Origin of the sequence: Paenibacillus sp. FSL R5-0701, assembly GCF_037973995.1 — a bacterium.
In the GTDB taxonomy this organism is placed as follows: domain Bacteria; phylum Bacillota; class Bacilli; order Paenibacillales; family Paenibacillaceae; genus Paenibacillus.
In genome coordinates this window covers 4,556,685-4,575,060 of record NZ_CP150230.1, presented here as the reverse complement: position 1 = coordinate 4,575,060, position 18,376 = coordinate 4,556,685, and the positions used below count along the sequence as shown (strand labels likewise).

General features: G+C 46.8%; 14 protein-coding genes. All 14 read left to right on the top strand.

Translation table 11 applies throughout. The annotated features are described in order from the left end of the window. The first annotated feature begins 6 nt into the window (after positions 1 to 6). The 14 genes from pflA to MKZ13_RS20110 all read left to right on the top strand — a co-directional run bounded on the left by pflA (position 7) and on the right by MKZ13_RS20110 (position 18,366). Positions 7 to 759: a pyruvate formate-lyase-activating protein gene (gene pflA / locus MKZ13_RS20175; RefSeq protein ID WP_076215706.1), complete on the top strand. Its 753-nt coding sequence runs from the start codon at positions 7 to 9 to the stop codon at positions 757 to 759. A gap of 223 nt (positions 760 to 982) precedes the next feature. Further along, positions 983 to 2,350: an extracellular solute-binding protein gene (locus MKZ13_RS20170; protein ID WP_339177686.1), complete on the top strand. Its 1,368-nt coding sequence runs from the start codon at positions 983 to 985 to the stop codon at positions 2,348 to 2,350. 51 nt (positions 2,351 to 2,401) lie between these two features. Continuing rightward, positions 2,402 to 3,286: a sugar ABC transporter permease gene (locus MKZ13_RS20165; protein ID WP_336763718.1), complete on the top strand. Its 885-nt coding sequence runs from the start codon at positions 2,402 to 2,404 to the stop codon at positions 3,284 to 3,286. Beyond that, complete coding sequence (locus tag MKZ13_RS20160; protein WP_145322680.1) at positions 3,286 to 4,116, top strand: carbohydrate ABC transporter permease; 831 nt, start codon at positions 3,286 to 3,288, stop codon at positions 4,114 to 4,116. Before MKZ13_RS20165 ends, MKZ13_RS20160 begins: the two co-directional genes overlap by 1 nt. Positions 4,117 to 4,148: 32 nt before the next feature. After that, a complete protein-coding gene (locus MKZ13_RS20155; protein ID WP_339177681.1) occupies positions 4,149 to 5,984 on the top strand; it encodes a sensor histidine kinase in 1,836 nt (611 codons plus the stop codon). Beyond that, positions 5,981 to 7,612, top strand: a complete 1,632-nt coding sequence (locus MKZ13_RS20150) for a response regulator (protein ID WP_339177678.1) — start codon at positions 5,981 to 5,983, stop codon at positions 7,610 to 7,612. The genes MKZ13_RS20155 and MKZ13_RS20150 overlap by 4 nt, the downstream gene beginning before the upstream one ends. A 28-nt stretch (positions 7,613 to 7,640) precedes the next feature. After that, positions 7,641 to 9,287: a beta-N-acetylhexosaminidase gene (gene nagZ, locus MKZ13_RS20145; protein ID WP_339177676.1), complete on the top strand. Its 1,647-nt coding sequence runs from the start codon at positions 7,641 to 7,643 to the stop codon at positions 9,285 to 9,287. Between the two features lie 274 nt (positions 9,288 to 9,561). Then, entirely contained in the window at positions 9,562 to 11,814 is a 2,253-nt protein-coding gene (locus MKZ13_RS20140) for a stalk domain-containing protein (RefSeq protein ID WP_339177674.1), read from the top strand. A 338-nt stretch (positions 11,815 to 12,152) separates the two neighbouring features. Continuing rightward, positions 12,153 to 12,617, top strand: coding sequence for a Fur family transcriptional regulator (locus tag MKZ13_RS20135; protein WP_017687564.1), 465 nt, complete (start codon positions 12,153 to 12,155; stop codon positions 12,615 to 12,617). Between the two features lie 2 nt (positions 12,618 to 12,619). Continuing rightward, positions 12,620 to 12,871, top strand: coding sequence for a membrane protein insertion efficiency factor YidD (yidD, locus tag MKZ13_RS20130; protein ID WP_017687565.1), 252 nt, complete (start codon positions 12,620 to 12,622; stop codon positions 12,869 to 12,871). 454 nt (positions 12,872 to 13,325) lie between these two features. Next, on the top strand, positions 13,326 to 15,350 hold the full coding sequence (gene metG, locus MKZ13_RS20125) for a methionine--tRNA ligase (RefSeq protein WP_339177670.1): 2,025 nt from the start codon (positions 13,326 to 13,328) through the stop codon (positions 15,348 to 15,350). Between the two features lie 312 nt (positions 15,351 to 15,662). Continuing rightward, a complete protein-coding gene (locus MKZ13_RS20120) occupies positions 15,663 to 16,652 on the top strand; it encodes a zinc ABC transporter substrate-binding protein (RefSeq protein WP_339185419.1) in 990 nt (329 codons plus the stop codon). A gap of 81 nt (positions 16,653 to 16,733) precedes the next feature. Continuing rightward, complete coding sequence (locus MKZ13_RS20115; RefSeq protein ID WP_339177668.1) at positions 16,734 to 17,510, top strand: metal ABC transporter ATP-binding protein; 777 nt, start codon at positions 16,734 to 16,736, stop codon at positions 17,508 to 17,510. Between the two features lie 52 nt (positions 17,511 to 17,562). Continuing rightward, a complete protein-coding gene (locus MKZ13_RS20110) occupies positions 17,563 to 18,366 on the top strand; it encodes a metal ABC transporter permease (protein WP_017687569.1) in 804 nt (267 codons plus the stop codon). The last annotated feature ends 10 nt before the right edge of the window (positions 18,367 to 18,376 follow it).

Sequence of the window (18,376 nt, the reverse complement as noted above, 5' to 3'; positions counted from 1 at the left end):
GGCAGCATGGTTAACGGACATATTCATTCACTCGAAACTTTCGGGACGGTTGACGGCCCAGGCATCCGCTTTGTGCTTTTTATGCAAGGATGTCTACTCAAATGTCAATATTGCCACAACCCTGATACATGGGCGCTGGATGGCGGAAAAGAAATGACGCTTGAGGAGGTACTGGCTGAAATTGAGCCTTACCTGTCTTACTACCGCAGCTCCGGAGGCGGACTCACGATATCTGGTGGAGAACCAACGTTACAGGCTCACTTTGTAGCCGAAATCTTCAAGGAAGTGAAGCGGCGCTGGGGATTGCATACGACACTGGACAGCAACGGGTTTAACGAACCGGAACGGATTCACGATCTGTTGGATCACACGGACCTGGTTCTGTTGGACCTCAAGCATATTGATGATGAGAAACACATCAAGTTGACAGGCAAATCCAACGAGAGAACGTTGAAAACAGCCAAGTGGTTATCGGAGCAAGGTCGGAAAATGTGGATACGCCACGTGTATGTGCCTGGTATTCATAACGAGGAAGAGGATTTGCTTAACCTCGGACGGTTTATCGGAACATTGAATGGCGTCGAAAAGTTCGAAATTCTCCCATACCATCAGATGGGGATCTACAAATGGGAAGCGCTCGGTAAAGTATATCCACTGGATGGAGTTCCTTCACCAAGTGAAGAAGAAGTGGAGCGGGCGTATCGCCTGATCGAACAAGGTCGCCAGGAAACGGCTGGCGTGGCTTGTTCAGGTAAGTAATCTAACCTTTATATATAATAAAAACAATCAACCAAGCAGTCCTTGCGAACATGTTTCGCAGGGGCTGTTTTTTTGCTGTTATCCATTGGAAATGCAAGATTATGGGTCCAGTGAAGGATTTTATCCCTCCATTGATGAATTGTCATCCTTACGATGTAAGCTCCGGCTTTTTATAATCAGAGTGTAAAGCCAAATGCTCAATATCTTGAGGAGGGTCAACCAGATGAAAAAAGGAATGACGTTGCTGCTTTCATTATTGCTTATCACTTCATGGACTTTGGCGGGATGTGCAAGCTCAAGTACCGAGCCACAGCAGGGCGCAGGCAATACACCTGCGGGGGAGACAAGTAAGGAACCGATTGAGATGCTTCTCCGCCACACTCAAGTAGGGGCTGACAAACAGAAACGACTGGCCATCCTGCAGGATGTTGTGGACAAAGTTGAAGGTGAAATACCCAACCTGACTTTTACGCTGGATGGTGTCGAATCCGATGTGAATCGGAAGGAGAAGCTTCGTGGAGAGATGGCTGCAGGCAACCCGCCGGATATATTTGAACTGTTTGGCAGCCCGGATTCCAAAGTTTATGCCAAAGAAGGTATGCTGCTTGATCTGACTCCGATCCTGCAAGAGCTGGGCATTCAAGACCAGTTCACATCCCTTGAACCATTTACGTATGAAGGCCAGGTATATGGATTGCCGATTGGCGGTTCGGGCGAAGGTTTTTTCTACAATAAAGAGTACTTTGAACAAAAAGGATGGAAAGCCCCAACCACCATGGCTGAACTGGACAATATACTGGCCGAGATCAAGGCCGATGGCAAAGTGCCGCTTGCTTCTGCATCCAAGGCAGGCTGGGTACCGCTCATGTTAACCAATCATCTGTGGTCCCGGTATGCCGGGCCGGAGATTACTGCAAAGTTTGCAACAGGTGAAGCGAAATGGACCGACCCGGGTGTCGTGCAAGGTTTTGCCAAGCATAAGGAATGGGTCGATAAGGGTTACTTCAAAAAAGGCGAACTGGGCTTCGAGTATGCCGAATACACCACGCAATTTACGAGCGGAGAAGCGGTGTTGATGTATGACGGAACATGGAAATCATCTGTATTCAAAGAAGGTCAGAGCGGTGAATCGCTCATTGGCAAGGTTGGATTCTTCAATATGCCTCCGGTAGAGAACGGAGCAGGCGATCAGACGTCTTTGATGCGTGATGTGAACAATGGATACGGTTTCTCCGCATCCGTGGCAGACGATCCGCAAAAGCTGGAAGCAGTGAAAGCTTTTATCCAAAATTTCTACAATGAAGATATGCAGATCCGCGGCCTTGTGGAAGATGGTGTGTTGCCCGCCATGAAGCTGGATGAGAAAGTGCTAACCGATAGCATTACGGATGATCTGATGAAAGAAATTGTGGCCGTGCTTAATGCGTCCAAGACGTCGTTCCCGGCATTTGATGCACTTGTTCAGGCCGATGTGACGACAGAGATCAGCAATCTGCAGATTCAGAAGCTGATTGGTGGCCAGACTACGCCAGAGAAAATGGCAGAAGAACTGCAAAAGGTGCAGGAGGAAGCAAACGCCTCAGTGGAATAGACCAATTCAAGTTGAAACTGCGATCGTTGAAGTGACCGAAGGAGGCTGACCATGAATACTTCACTCCGCAGCCCGTTAATTTATACGTTGTTTGTCATGCCGGCCCTAATTCTGTTTGTGATGTTCTTTCTATACCCTATTGGCAGTTCCCTGTATTACAGTCTGACGAGTTGGAATGGGGTATCGGCGGAGCCGCGTTTTGTGGGCTTATCCAACTATGTGAAAGCACTGACCGATGAACGGTTTTGGATCTCCACACGGAATAACGGCTTTTTTATCGGATTTTCGGTGCTGATTCAAGTACCCCTGATCGTCCTGTTTTCACTTCTTATTGCCAATGTGAAAAGGCTAAAAGGTCTGTATAAAACCGCTGTTTTTCTACCATCCATCATGTCGACAGCCGTTATTGGTATCTTATGGGGATTCATCTATGAACCCAATATCGGACTATTAAATAAAATGCTTCATGTGCTGGGCATCGATCCAGTCTACTGGTTATCAGATAACCGATTCGCCATGTTGTCCATTTTGGTGACCAACGCCTGGCAGTGGACGGGATTTTACATTGTCATGGTGCTCGCGGCCATACTGGCGATTCCCCGTGATCTGGATGAAGCGGCTGCCATCGATGGTGCAACGGCGGTACAACGTGCAATGCGAATTACGTTGCCGCTGATCCGGCCGATCATTTCAGTGGTTATCATGTTATCCATTGCAGGTGCAATGAAAGCAGCCGATATCGTGATTGTCATGACCAAAGGTGGGCCCGCTGGGTCCACCGAGGTTCTGGCGACATACATGATCAAATATGCGATTACCAACTTCAAATATGGTTATGGCAATACCATTGCAGTGCTGATCTTTGCTCTGACGCTTGTGCTCACTGCGGTGTATCAACTGCTGGTGGCGAGGCGGGGCGAGAGGGTGGAATATTGATGGCGAAAAGCATAAAAAGCAGTATACCCCATGTGTTGTTAATGTTGTATTTAATCGCGATTTTGTTTCCCTTTTTGTTTGTGATTTTCTCATCCTTCAAGCAGGATAACAATGAAATCGCCCTGAATCCGTTCGGTCTGCCTACATCATGGGAGTTTAACAATTACGTGGAGGCCTGGGTGAATGCCAAGATTGGCACGTATTTTTGGAACAGCCTGTACATTTCGGTTCTGTCGTCGGCATGCACGATTGCGCTCGGTGCCATGTTTGCTTTTGCCGTAACCCGCATGAGACATCGGAGATGGAGTTTGTTTCTGTACAGCCTGATTCTGGCCGGCATGCTTATACCGAACAATGCACTTATGCTGCCGATCTATCTGCTTGTTCGCAAAATGGGCATATTGGATACACATCTGGCGTTGATCGTGCCCTATGTGGCGAATGCGATTCCTTTCACAATAATTATACTGGCCGCATTCATGCGTTCTCTACCTGGAGAAATTGAGGAAGCTGCTGTCATGGATGGCTTGAGGGCCCCGGGTATCTTTGCTAAAATAGTGATACCTCTTACAGTTCCAGCCATCGTTACGGTTTTTATCGTTAATTTCCTCGGCAACTGGAACGAATTTTTGCTCGCCAACTATTTCTTATCCACTGATAAATTGCGTACGCTGCCTGTGGGCATGGTCCAGTTTCGGGATCAATATCAGATGAACTACGCCCAGATGTCGGCAGGCATTGTGTACAGCGTTGTACCTGTACTTGTGATCTACGCCATACTGCAGGAGAAAATTATTGAAGGAGTAACTGCAGGTGGTGTCAAAGGTTAATACCAAGAACCAGTGAATAGGGAGAACGGGATATGAACTTGCGAATGAAGCTGGCCTTGGCATTTCTGCTGCTGATCATTGTACCGATGTGTGCGCTGGGCATTGGCATGTTTCTGGTCACGTCACATACGATTGAGAAAAAGTACAATCAACAGGCCGAATATGCGCTTCAGGCCATTAGCTACAATATCGAGAATGTATTTCAGCAGATTAACAATGTGACCGATAATGGGATAGCGACCTCGGTTTTTCAAATGGCGTTGAACGCCAAAGATCCGACCAAGCAGGATCTGGGGACCGGTAATCAGTTATCCCTGAATGCCAGCCAGCGCAATTTCCGTTCCCTTCTATATAACTATCCGTTCATCAGTTATGCCTTTTTATATGATTTGCGTTCGTCCGAGAACAACCAGATTGTCTCCATTTTCACCAAAGAAAATTTTCAAGCCCTTCCTTTTCAGCAATTCAAAGTGCATCCCTTATTTGACAAAATTCAGCAACTTAATGGTGTGCCCAAATGGCTCGCACCTCTGGAATATCCCGAATTAACCGGGGTAGAGCCTGTCTTCACCCAGATCAGACTGATCAAAGAACTCAGTTATTTTCAAAATATTGGCGTGCTTGTTGTTCAGATCAAAAAAGGAGAGATCGACCGGATCTTCCGTCACCTGCAAATCAGCGATTCGGCACAGGATACATCATTCCTGTTAATTAATGAAGAAGGACTGATCGTTTATGATCCTGCAGGGATTTACAACGGTGAGAACATGCAAAACCTTGGTGCTGAATCCGGCAGTTACGGTCCCGGTTTTAGCAGTGTCAGAACGGTCTTTGACGGCAAGGAGAGCATCCTTTCGCAATATCATCTGAAGAACTATAACTGGAGCCTCGTCAGTGTGACTTCATGGGAAGCTTTATCTGCGGAAACCAATGCCTTTGCCGGTTGGTCTGTCATCATTATTCTGTTATGTCTGCTCGCAGCAATGATCTTTAATCTTTTTTTCATGAATCGCATTACGGGGAACATAGCTGTACTTGTAAGGTTTATGCGTCGTGTGGATGATGGTGATTTTAATGCAAGGGTGGAAGGAAAAGGGTTCGATGAAATGCAGCTGCTTGCGCAAGGGTTCAATGAACTATTGGATCGGATCGGGGGATTATTCCGTCGTGTTCGTGCAGAGCAAGAGCAGAAGGCCCAAGCGGAACTACGTGTATTACAGGCCCAGATCAAACCTCATTTTCTGTTTAACACATTGGAATCCATTAATGGATTAGCGCTGCGTGGGGAGGGCCGTAAAGTAAGCGAGATGGTGACCAGACTTGGCAATATGCTTCGTATCAGCATTCAGGATCAGGAGGAGATTCCGCTGGGTGAGGAAATCAGACATTTGCAAAGTTATCTGGAGATTCAACAGTACAGGTTCAGTGATTTGTTCACCTATGAGATTGACATTCCACCCCATCTATACAGCTCAATCCTGCTCAAGCTTACCCTCCAGCCTCTGGTGGAAAATAGCATTCAACACGGGTTTGAGGGGATCACCTATCCAGGTGTACTACGGATAAGCGCATATGCAGAACGGGATTATCTGGTGTTATGTGTTGAGGATAATGGGATCGGTATTCCCCAGGAAATGCTCGCACGATTTGAGTATATGGCAGAAGATCCGCCGGAAGATATGCTCGCGGAAGGGGCGGAATCATTGTCGTCCATAACGGAACGCAGGGGATTGGGATTACGAAGTGTGGCAGATCGAATTCGTATTCAATACGGGGCCGGGTATGGCATATTTATATGTTCAGCACCGGGGTATGGCACAGTTATTCGATGTATCATTCCATTATATGAGCAGGAGGAAGCCGGATGAATCTGACTGCAATGCTGGTTGACGATGAGCTGCCGATTTTGGAGAATCTGAACTACATTTTACCCTGGGAAGAGATGGGGATTGAAATCACAGGTACAGCGAGAAGTGGTGTAGAAGCGCTGGGGAAAGTAACAGAAAGTCATCCAGACATTCTCTTGTGTGATATTCGGATGCCGTCTATGGATGGATTGGAACTTATTCGTTTACTGCGAGAGCAGGGTGAAACGTGTGAGATTATTTTGCTGACCGGTTATCAGCAGTTTGAATATGCTCGAACCGCTATCAAGTATAACGTACATGAATACATATGTAAGCCAATTGATTATTTGAATCTGGAACATAAACTGCGTGAGCTTGCCGGGCAGATCCAGAAGAGACGTCTGGAAAACGAATCGCAACGTTATCGCAGCCAAGAGATGGAAAGCTGGATCAGACACAAACAGTTGATTGACCTGTTGCGAGGAGAAGCACCATTGAAGGTTGCCTATCCTTCCTCTGTTCCTGAATTCATAACAACTACTGCACCGTATACGTTGCTGCTGGTGGATGCGGTCGGTTATTTTCGCCATTCGATCGGCTGGTCCGAGCTTCAGCATCAACGATGGCATGTGACCGTAAGTTCCACACTTAGGGAAGTAGCAGAGAGAATTGAGGGGGACTGTCAGATTCTTTCGACCCGCAAAGGGGAGTGGTGCATCCTGCTGGAGGCATCGGGGGAGTGGAAACGTCGCTCAGAGGAACTGGCCCATCAACTGTGTCTCGAATTAAATGCGATATTGTCCTTGGATTCAAGTGTGAAGGTCAGGGTTGTTCAGGATGATGTGCCCGTGAACCTGGAAAGTCAAATTCTGGAGCGATACCGGCATTGTCAAAAAATACTGATGTTCCATTCGGAGAGTGAAGACAAGGTGCTGAAGGCAAGTTGTCCCGAAACGACCTTATCGTCTGATCATACGGCCTCCAAAGGGGCTAACTCATGGATTACAAGAGAAGATCTGGAGCTTGTTACTCGGTGGATTCGGCAAGGGAACAAGAAGGGGTTACGTGATGTATTGGAGCGGCTTAAACAGCAAATGGGGAATTCAGGACAATCTTTCAACAGGATAGATGAAACCAATCTTCGGTTTATGCTTGTTCACATGCTTCGGGAACTGCGTGAGGTACATTCCATCGCTGAAGAGCACGAAGTGAATTATTGGAATGCACTGCAAGGGGCCGGATCCATGAGGGAACTCCTTGAACTTGCAGAGGTTGTTGCCCATGCCTGTCAGGGCAAACAAACGCAGCCACGTCCTTCCGTATCGGAACTGATCCTGTCTGCATGTGAGTATATGGACGCACGGCTGCAACAGGACTTGGGAATAGATGAAGTCTCAGATTGGCTCGGAATCAGCCCGGGTTACTTCTGCCAGCTATTTAAAACCCAAATGGGTGTTACTTTTGTGGAATACATGACGCAGAAACGGATGGAAAGTGCTGCTTTATTGTTGAGTACAACCGAATGGAGCATTACAGCGATTGGGGAAGCAACAGGGTTCAAGGAGCGCCGTTACTTCTCCAAGGTGTTTCATAAACACTTCCACATGAAACCCTCCGAGTACAGGCAGAGTAAACGATTGGGTTCGTAGTGGCAAGGGAACCGGGAGGAGAGGTCAAATGAAGGTCTTAAATGATCTGACATTGGAGCAAAAGGTAGGCCAATTGTTAATGTGTGGATTTCACGGTCAGCACGCAGATGAACAGATTACTCGCTTAATCCGTGACTATCACGTCGGGGGTGTCATTTATTTCCGGCGTAATGTCGAAAGTATAGATCAATTGACACGGCTGTCCACCGAACTGCAAGATATGGCTGCTGAAGCGGGGGCCCTACCACTCATGATTTCGGTGGACCAGGAAGGTGGCATGGTTGCACGGATTGACCAAGAGGGAATGACCCAAGTGCCGGGGAATATGGCACTTGGTGCGACAGGCAATCCGGAATATACCCTGGAGTGTGCTCAAATTCTGGGTCGTGAGTTAAAAAACATCGGTATTGATATGAACCTTGCGCCAGTGGTCGACGTGAATAACAACCCGCTTAACCCGGTCATCGGTGTGCGTTCGTATGGTGAACATGCTGAAAGTGTGGCCGCTCATGGCGTAGCTGCCATCACCGGATATCAATCACAGGGCATAGCTGCTACTGCCAAACATTTTCCGGGACATGGAGATACCGCCGTGGATTCTCATCTTGGTATGGTTACGGTACCTCATGATCGAAACAGGCTGGAACAGATGGAGTTGTTACCGTTCCGCAAGGCGATTGAGGCCAGAGTTGATGCTATTATGACAGCTCATGTGATGTTCCCTTCGATTGAGCCCGAGCCCATTCCGGCAACGTTGTCACATAAGGTGTTATCGGGTCTGCTACGTGAGGAAATGGGTTTTGAAGGCATTATTATTACAGACTGTCTTGAAATGCATGCAATATCCAAGCCATATGGTGTAGCTGAAGCTGCCGTTCGTGCTGTGGAAGCAGGAGCAGATCTGATTCTGGTGAGTCATACCTTGCAAGATCAGGTTGCTGCGCTGGAAGCCATTGTGGAAGCAGTTCGAACGGGGCGAATATCGGAAGAGGTTATTCATCAGGCGGTGGAACGCATTATGACATGGAAAAGAAAGCGCTGTGGGCAGCAGAATGATCATCTGGTTTCGCCGAAAGCGAGTGAAACGGTCGAGATAACCGATGTTGAACCTGTTAATTGCACTGAATCCACTGAAACCACCGATTCCAGTAAACTAAACGAATCAACACTATTCGAGATTGCTTCAAGCAGTATTACCATCGTTCATAATGATGGGCTGTTTCCCTTGAATCCAGAGAAGGACGTATATGTCATCTGGCCTGAGGTTGTGCAACGGACAGAGGTGGATGAACCATGGTCCCATACAGAATCGCTGGGTATGGCGTTATCGCAGCTGCGAGGCAGAGTTCGTGAGCACAAAATTACTACTCAGCCCACTTTGGATGAAGCAGATCGGATATTGGCGGATGTGTCGAATAGTGAACAACTTATCGTATGTACGTACACATCGGCAGGTCATCTTCCGAAAGGGCAACAGTATTTGGTTGAAAAGCTTAGTAAGAATCATTCGCTGATTGTAATTGCTTTGCGCAATCCATATGATCTGCTGGAGATTTCGAGGCCGGGAAGTTATGTGTGTACGTATGAAAATACACCTGCAGTTGTTCGGGCCCTGTCCCATGTGTTAACCGGAGGACTGCAGCCAACAGGAAGTCTGCCTGTCCGTTTGCGCTAGGCCTATTCAATCCTTACATCTCTCTGCGATATGGTGCTGATTGACCATCTCCGGAGAGATTTTTTTGTTGAAATTTTATATTGGTTAATTTTGGGATATGAATGCCAAAAAGATAATTGATAGATAACTATTTTCATAGTATTTTCCTTCTATTAAAAGTTTACAATTCTCCTCTTAACTTTTTAGCAACTTTTCCCGGTTCCAAGCGTCTAATAATATGACTTTTTGAGGGGGATATTTATAAAATGGGAGCAGAAGGAGCCAAAGACAAAGAATGAATTTGAAGAAGAAATTGTCCATACTTACCGCTTTTGCTGTGTTTCAGGCGTTTGCAGTGATTCCTGCCAATGCACAATCAGCAGATCAGAGCGATACTACATCAGTGAATACAGCCAAAGTTAAATCCGTGGAGGTTGTGAAGAAAGAACAAACCATCGCGGAATCCGAAGTGAAATCCGGAACAAACACGCCAACATCAAATAATGAAACAACTGAAGAAGTGAACCCTGAGACAGATGTTCCTACAGGAACAGACGCGACTCCTGTTGAGCCGGTAATTGAACCTACGGACGAAGAAGGTACAGCTGAGGAAACACCAGCACCTGCACCAGTAGAAGTGGAGCAACCATCTACAGGCGGTTCATCTGTTGCTGGAGGCGGGGGTGGAGACCTCACTCTTTATATGAACAGTAATAAAATGATGCAAGATGGCAAAACATATCTTGCTGGACAGCCAATGGCTGTTAAAAATGGTGTATCCTATGTAGCGATCCGTGCTCTCGTTGATCGGGTTGGCTATGATGTAAAATATGATAACACAACCAAAGAAACGATCATTATTAGTGGTGAAGATGAGCTGCGTTTCAAAACAAACAGCAAGATATATACCGTTAATGGTGTGTCCAGAACGATGAAGGGCGCGGCTTATCAACAAAGAAATACGTTCATGGTGCCGTTGACTTCAATTACACAGGCTCTGGACATTACGTATAAAGTAAATCAATCTGCCAAAACGGTTGTATTGAATCTGAGTACCAAACCGGTGGCAAGCTTCACGGTACAAAAAGAGGTCTTTGCCGGAGATCAGGTAACCTACACAACCAGATCCAGCTCTCCCAAGGGACTCAGCATTGTAGATGAGCGTTGGACAGGCCGTCAGGATTCATTCGACCAACCAGGTGTATACACAGTAACCTATGCGGTCCAGGATTCGAGTGGTCAATGGAGCGATCCGTATTCGGTTACGATTAAGGTTGAAAGACCGAATCTGCCTCCTGTCGCGATGTTTACGACAGATAAAGAAGAATACAAAATGGGTGAGAAAATCACTTATATTGATCAAAGCACAGATGATGAGAATGCAATTGTTAAAACCGAATGGGATAACAATGCACTTGCATTCTTTGTTCCAGGACCGAAGACCGTAACGATTACAGTTACCGATAAACATGGTGCTAGCGATAGCTATACCAAGATGATCAATATTACGGGAGAAACACTTTATAGTGTGACTGACTTCAATCAATTGTTCACACCAGTCGGTGAAAAGTTCACTTTTGACGGTGGTGGTGTACCGGCATTGGAGAAAGTACCTTTCACTTATTATGATGAACCAAGTCTGCTGATCCGTAGTAACAGCCCGGAAACCGTGAATACGGAAGGTATTGTGTACAAGGAATCTTCCTTTGGACAGACACGCTTCATGATTCACCATGTGAACAACACGGGCAAAAGCGTAAAAATGTATGTTGTAGCGACAAACAACAATGCATACACGGCGTCCATTGACCAGCAAAACATGGGCTTTGCAGGACCGTCTCCTTTTGCAACGGTAGCTGGAAAGCTGTCCATTGACCGTTGGTTCCAATCCATGCAGAATGGTACCGGACAAAAGAAAGTGTACATCCAGCCAGGAGAAAGCAAGCTGATTCTCAATGATCTGAGCGTTCTTCCGATGAAACAGGGACAAGTCATTTCCTTGTATTCGGATGTATTCAGTGACTATGAACTGGATTACAACATTATCATGATCGAAGAAAACAAGGACCCGATGGAAGTGTTGTCGAGCCTGCCGGTTCTGGATCGTGATGGTGTTCACAACCGCGGAACGTACCCGAATGCAACACGGATCATTACGTACGATCAAGAATTAGGATCGAAGCCTGCACGTCTTCCACTTGGAGACAATGCAAGTGATCCAAACCTTGTGGGAACGGACCCTATGGCTTACACGGAAGCTTCCAACGCAGGTAACTTCGGTGTATTGTACAAAATTACATTGAATAATGTTGCTCCGCGCACGTTGATTTCATTCAACCCTCGTGGAGGCAGATACTCAGGTGTGGCACTCGTGAACGGACAGGTTGTTCAGATTTCCACAGGTAAATCTGTAACTGCGCCTAATGAGCAAAGCGTTATGTATCGCACAGGTTCGTACGGCGAGAGTGTAACTATTCTCTTCTCGGCGGCACCAGGAAGTAACTTGCCTGTTAACCTGCTGTTCACGCCGCTTCCGGCTGAAAAGTAATAACATGAACATGCACGGACGGTTTGGAGTGAAAGCTTATATCATATATACCCGTTCACCCCAAAAGTCGCCCGAACGATTGATCATCTGAACCGTCAGGAAGGGACTCCATCAAAATGTAATGTCATTAGCTCAAGCTGGACTAATGGCAATGCATGTGTATGGAGTCCTTTTTATGTGATGTTGAAATGACCTAACCCGGTGTCTTCGTTGACTCTAATCGTAATTTGATGCATTATTAGAGGTATACAAGAAAGCAAAAGTTTTCGCTTTTGCCGAATAAACTGTCGCTCTATGAATGATGCAAAATGCTCGTATGACAGGAGGTGCTTAAGATCATGCTGTCGACAGAACAGATTATTTCGACCATGTCCTCACAGGGGCTTCGCATTACCGATCAGCGGAAAACACTGGCCCGGTTATTTGCCGAGTCTCCGGGGTATCTTACACCCAAGGACGTCTATGAATATATGGGTAAGACTTACAGCGGACTGAGTTTTGACACAGTATATCGTAATTTGCGGGTGATGCAGGAACTGGGTGTACTGGAACAGGTCATCTTCGAAGATGGCGTTAAATTCAAAGCACACTGTAGTGAAGATCATCATCACCATCATATGATCTGTCTGAAGTGTCAGAAGACATATCCTATTATTTTTTGCCCGATGCAGCTTGCGGATGCGCCTGAGCAATTTCAGGTTGTAGACCACAAGTTCGAGGTATTTGGATATTGTAAGGACTGTGCAGAGCATGCTCCGGCCAAAGCGGCATCGGGACATACACACGCTCATGGGAAGCACTAACCATGAAGTTATCGCGCAGAATTGCTCAGGCACCCATTCGGGTGTACCGCAACTATATCTCTCCATTAACACCGCCAACATGTCGGTTCTATCCGAGCTGTTCGGCTTACGCCATGGAGGCGATTGAAGTGCACGGTGCGCTCAAAGGTTCGTTGTTAACAGCGAAACGTATTGCCAAATGTCACCCGTTTCATCCAGGCGGTGTAGATCTGGTGCCACCAAAGGCGGAGAAATCCATGATGGTATCAGAGTAACGATGTAACTTGAAGTATTCGGGTGGCATGGAAGCAGGCCAGGATTGAACTTGAGTATGCTGTCCACTTGACAAAGGGGTCCGCATTTCAGTATATTTTTCCTATATGATTTCCAGTGAAGGGATAAGTACAGACACACCCCCAGTGCAGAGAGCCGGATGAGCTGAGAACCGGTCTGGGAGGAGGATGGAATATGGTCCCGGAGGAACCTCTTTCGAGCGTGCAGACAGTGATTTCAGAGCTGCTGTCGTAAGGCGGAGGCGTGATCCAGCGTTAATGGGCGGTCGAAGGACCGACAGAGCCTGTGTTTTGTGAAAAACATGGGGAATTTGGGTGGTAACACGTGAGAGCAACTCTCGTCCCATAGGGGCGGGAGTTTTTTGTGTTCTTTTTTAGTTGTTTTGGACGAAGGGATCACATGAAGCAGGAACATTAGAAGGAGGAGAAGTCATTCATGGCTGACCAAAAAACATTTTATCTGACAACCCCGATTTATTATCCGAGTGACAAATTGCATATTGGGCATGCGTATACAACAGTGGCGGGTGATGCGATGGTTCGTTACAAGCGTCTACGCGGGTATGATGCCCACTATCTGACAGGAACCGATGAACATGGCCAGAAGATTGAGCGCAAGGCACAAGAGAAAGGGCAGACACCGCAAGCTTTTATCGACGATATCGTTGTGGGGATCAAGGAACTGTGGAACAAGTTGGACATTTCCAATGACGACTTTATTCGTACAACCGAAGAGCGTCACAAAACCGTCGTTCAGGATATCTTTGACCGTTTGCTGAAACAGGGAGATATCTACAAAGGTGAGTACGAAGGCTGGTACAGTATTCCGGATGAGACGTATTACACGGAGACTCAACTGGTGGATGTAGAGAAAAATGAGAAGGGTGAGATTATCTCGGCCAAGAGCCCGGATAGCGGACACCCGGTTGAATTGGTCAAAGAAGAATCCTACTTCTTCCGTATGAGCAAATATGCAGATCGTTTGTTGAAATATTATGAAGAGAACCCGGGCTTTATTCAGCCGGAATCCCGTAAGAACGAGATGATCAACAACTTCATCAAGCCAGGTCTTGAAGATTTGGCCGTATCGCGGACTACATTTGAATGGGGCGTCAAAGTTAAAGGCGATCCAAAACACGTGGTCTACGTGTGGATTGATGCGTTGTCCAACTATATTACAGCACTGGGCTACGGTTCATCCGATACATCCCTGTATAACAAGTTCTGGCCTGCAGATGTTCATCTGGTAGGGAAAGAAATTGTTCGTTTCCATACGATCTACTGGCCAATTATGTTGATGGCGCTGGACTTGCCTTTGCCGAAGAAAGTGTTTGCGCACGGCTGGTTGTTAATGAAGGATGGCAAAATGTCCAAATCAAAAGGTAATGTCGTTGATCCGGTGACCCTGATCGACCGCTACGGTCTGGATGCATTGCGTTATTACCTGCTGCGTGAAGTGCCGTTTGGTTCTGATGGTACGTTTACGCCGGAGAGCTTCGTAGAACGTGTCAACTCCGACCTCGCGAACGATCTGGGTAACTTGTTGAATCGTACAGTTGCGATGGTAGACAAATATTTTGAAGGCAAAGCCCCTGCGTTTGCATCGAATGTAACGGAATTTGATGCTTCGCTGGAAGAAGCAGGCCATGCTACAGTGGAAAAAGTGGAACAGGCCATGGAAAACCTGCAGTTTTCTGTAGCACTGACAGCGATCAGCCAGTTTGTCAGCCGCACCAACAAATATATTGATGAGACGCAGCCATGGGCGCTGGCTCGTGATGAAGCAAAACGCGATGAATTGGCATCCGTTATGGCCCACCTGATCGAAAGCTTGAGAATTGCTTCCATTCTGTTGCAACCGTTCCTGACACGTGCTCCTCATAAAATCTGGGCACAGCTCGGCATTCAGGAAGGTGAACTTACGGCTTGGGACACAGCCAAGCAATGGGGCCTGGTTCCAACTGGAAACGCATTGCAAAAAGGTGATCCAATCTTCCCGCGTCTGGATTCCGAACAGGAAATTGCTTATATCTCCGAAGCAATGACTGGTGGCCAAAAAGCGGCACAGCCTGAAGCAAGTCAAGCAGATGCTGGAACTTCAGCAGCTGTTGAACCGGTAACAGCCCCTGAAGGTACGGAAGAGATCGGGATTGACGATTTTGCCAAAGTTGAACTGCGTGTCGCGCAAGTCATTGCCTGCGAACCGGTCAAAAAAGCGGATAAGTTGCTGAAATTGCAGCTCGATCTGGGTTATGAGCAGCGTCAGGTCGTATCGGGAATTGCGAAGTTCTATTCGCCAGAAGAGATGGTTGGACGCAAAGTCATCTGTGTGACGAACCTCAAACCCGTGAAACTTCGTGGTGAACTGTCCCAGGGTATGATCCTTGCAGCATCGCATGGCGACCAGCTTACACTTGCTACAGTACCAGACAACATGCCTAATGGCGCACAAGTGAAATAAGAATTGAGTTGTGAAATTTATTCAAATTCTGTCATAAAAATGACACAAGGTGGCCCGATGTAATTCGGGCCCCTTTTTTTTGTTGATATAAATCGCATCTTAAGGGAAGAGAACAAGCATATACTGTTATGAACTCCGTACTTCAGGAAAGAATGATAGGACGGGATAGCTTGACAAGTAGGTTCAGGTTACCTATAATTCTTTCAGTAATGTTTACGATTAAGAGATGCGGAGTGAATCATAATGACATTTTATAAAGATCAACATCAAGTTCAGGATAACCGGACAGGGAAGACGAGCAAAAGAGGCAACATGAAGTTAATGTGGACGGGTTTGCTTATTCTCACTTTGCTGGTATTGTCAGCGTGTGGGCAGGATAGTTCCAATAGTGCGAAGATTGTGGAAGGCAAGGTAAACGTTGTGACGACATTTTATCCTGTATATGCTTTTACGACTGCCATCGGTGGTGAGGATGCCAATGTCATTAACCTGCTGCCAACGGGAGTAGAGCCGCATGACTGGACTCCGAAGAGTCAGGATATTGTTAATACGTCCAAGGCACAGCTGTTTTTCTATAATGGAGCTGGACTGGAAGGATGGGTGCCAAATTTCCTGAAGTCGCTGAATAGTGATACTCAGGTGAAGTCTGTTGCCGTCAGCGAAGGGGTTAAGCTGTTAACCGCTGAGGGTGATGATGGGCACGGTCACGGCGAAGAGCACGAAGACGAGCATGTAGATGAACATACAGATGAGGCTACCAGTGAAGATGTCGCTGATCATCATATTGATCCACATACGTGGGTTAGTCCGAAATCAGCCATGATCATGGCTGAAAACATCAAAAATAGTCTGGTCGAGGCAGATCCTGATCACAAAGCAGGTTACGAACAACGTTATGAAGCGCTTCGTACGAAGCTTGAGACACTGGATCAGCGTTTCACAGATGAGTTGGCTACCGTACCGAACAACGAAATTGTAGTCTCGCACCAAGCGTTTGGCTACCTTGCACGTGATTATGGATTAACCCAGCATGCCATTATGGGACTTTCCCCGGATGCTGAACCGACAGGACAGGATATTGTGAAGCTTGCGCAATTGGTTAAAGATGAAGGTATCAAATATATTTTCTTCGAAGAGCTGGTATCTGACAAATTGGCGAAAACACTGGCAAGTGAAGCAGGAGTGGAGACCATGGTCCTTAATCCGGTTGAGGGATTGACCAAGGAGCAGGCAACAAACGGGGATGATTATTTCACCCTCATGGAGAAAAATTTGCAAAATCTGCTGATCGCATTAAAATAAGATAGAATGAAGGATTCAGATCGAAGAGTCTTTACCGTTCGCGGTGAAGGCTCTTAGAACGCTATGGGATTCTTATATATAATGAAGGGCGGCTTTGCCATGCAGCAAATCATGCCACTATGTCATGATCCAATTATAGAGATCGAGAAACTATCATTTTCCTACGGGGACCAGCGAGTGATTGAGAATCTCGATTTTATGGCCCAGGAACGGGACTTTGTCGGGATTATCGGTTCCAATGGGGCGGGTAAAACGACATTGCTGCGCATGCTGGTAGGACTTCTTCCTCCTGCGCAGGGAGATATCAAACTATTCGGAGAGTCGATCCGCAGGTTCAAGGACTGGGACCGAATCGGGTATGTACCGCAAAAGAATGCATTTAACCCGTTGTTCCCTGCGACCGTTCGTGAAGTGGTCATGTCAGGCTTGTATAATAACAAAAACATGTTCCGTCGTATGTCTCGCAAATGTCAGCAACAGTGCACGGATGCGATGCAGGTCATGCGGATCGAGGATCTGGCGAACAAACGTATTGGTCAATTGTCCGGCGGGCAGCAGCAGCGTGTATTTTTGGCACGAGCGCTTATCAATCACCCGGATCTATTGATTCTGGATGAACCTACTGTAGGTATTGATGCTGAATCACAGGCCAGTTTCTTTGAACTGATTACCCATATGCATGAACATCACCGCATGACTTTTCTGATGGTGTCTCATGATATGGATCGAATGGAGAGTTATCTGGGTTCTGAAGCTGCAGTAACGAATGGCAAAATTAACTTCCATGTCCGTCATTCGCATGAGGTACAGGATTGTGCTGAGACCAATCTGCAACATACCACTGCACAGGTACGCTAGCCGTATTTATGGCCCATTAGATTAGAGTAAGGCCGAAGGAGTCGTGTTTGTTTTGGAAATATTAATGAGTGATTTTTTTCAGCGTGCCCTGGCGGGTGGGTTGTTAATTGGCATTACCGCTCCGTTAATCGGACTGTTCCTGGTCTTGCGGCGGTTATCCATGATCGGAGACACCTTGTCTCATGTGACCATTGCCGGTGTTGCACTTGGATTCCTGATTGAAGTGTATCCCATTGCAGTGGGCTTGATATTTGCCGTGCTTGCTTCATTTGCGATAGAGAAATTGCGCAAAGCGTACAAGAGTTACGCCGAATTATCGATTGCCATTATCATGTCCGGTGGTGTGGCTCTTGCTTCCTTGTTCTTCACGCTGGGCAAAGGATATAATGCAGATGTCATGAGTTATTTGTTCGGCAGTATATATACATTAGACGCTACGGATCTGAAGCTTGTAGGTGTGGTTACGCTGATCGTGGTGATTGTAGTGGCATTGTTACATAAGGAATTTTTCCTGCTCAGTTTTGAGGAAGATGCAGCAGCGGTTACAGGGTTGCCTGTGAGAATTCTGAACATGTTAATCACTGTGATGACAGCACTTGTCATAAGCACGGCGATCAAGATTGTCGGTGCGCTTCTGGTGTCAGCACTATTGACGATTCCGGTAGCAGTCAGCCTGTTGATGGCCCGAAGTTTCAAATCCGCCATTATTTTGTCCGTGGTGATTGGCGAAATTGCCGTAGTCCTTGGACTGGTTGTAGCAGGTATCTGGAACCTCGCACCTGGAGCAACGATTGTATTATTGCTGATCATGATGCTGATTCTGACGATGATTGGAAAAAAAGGGTTCCGAGCCTGACGGCTAAACG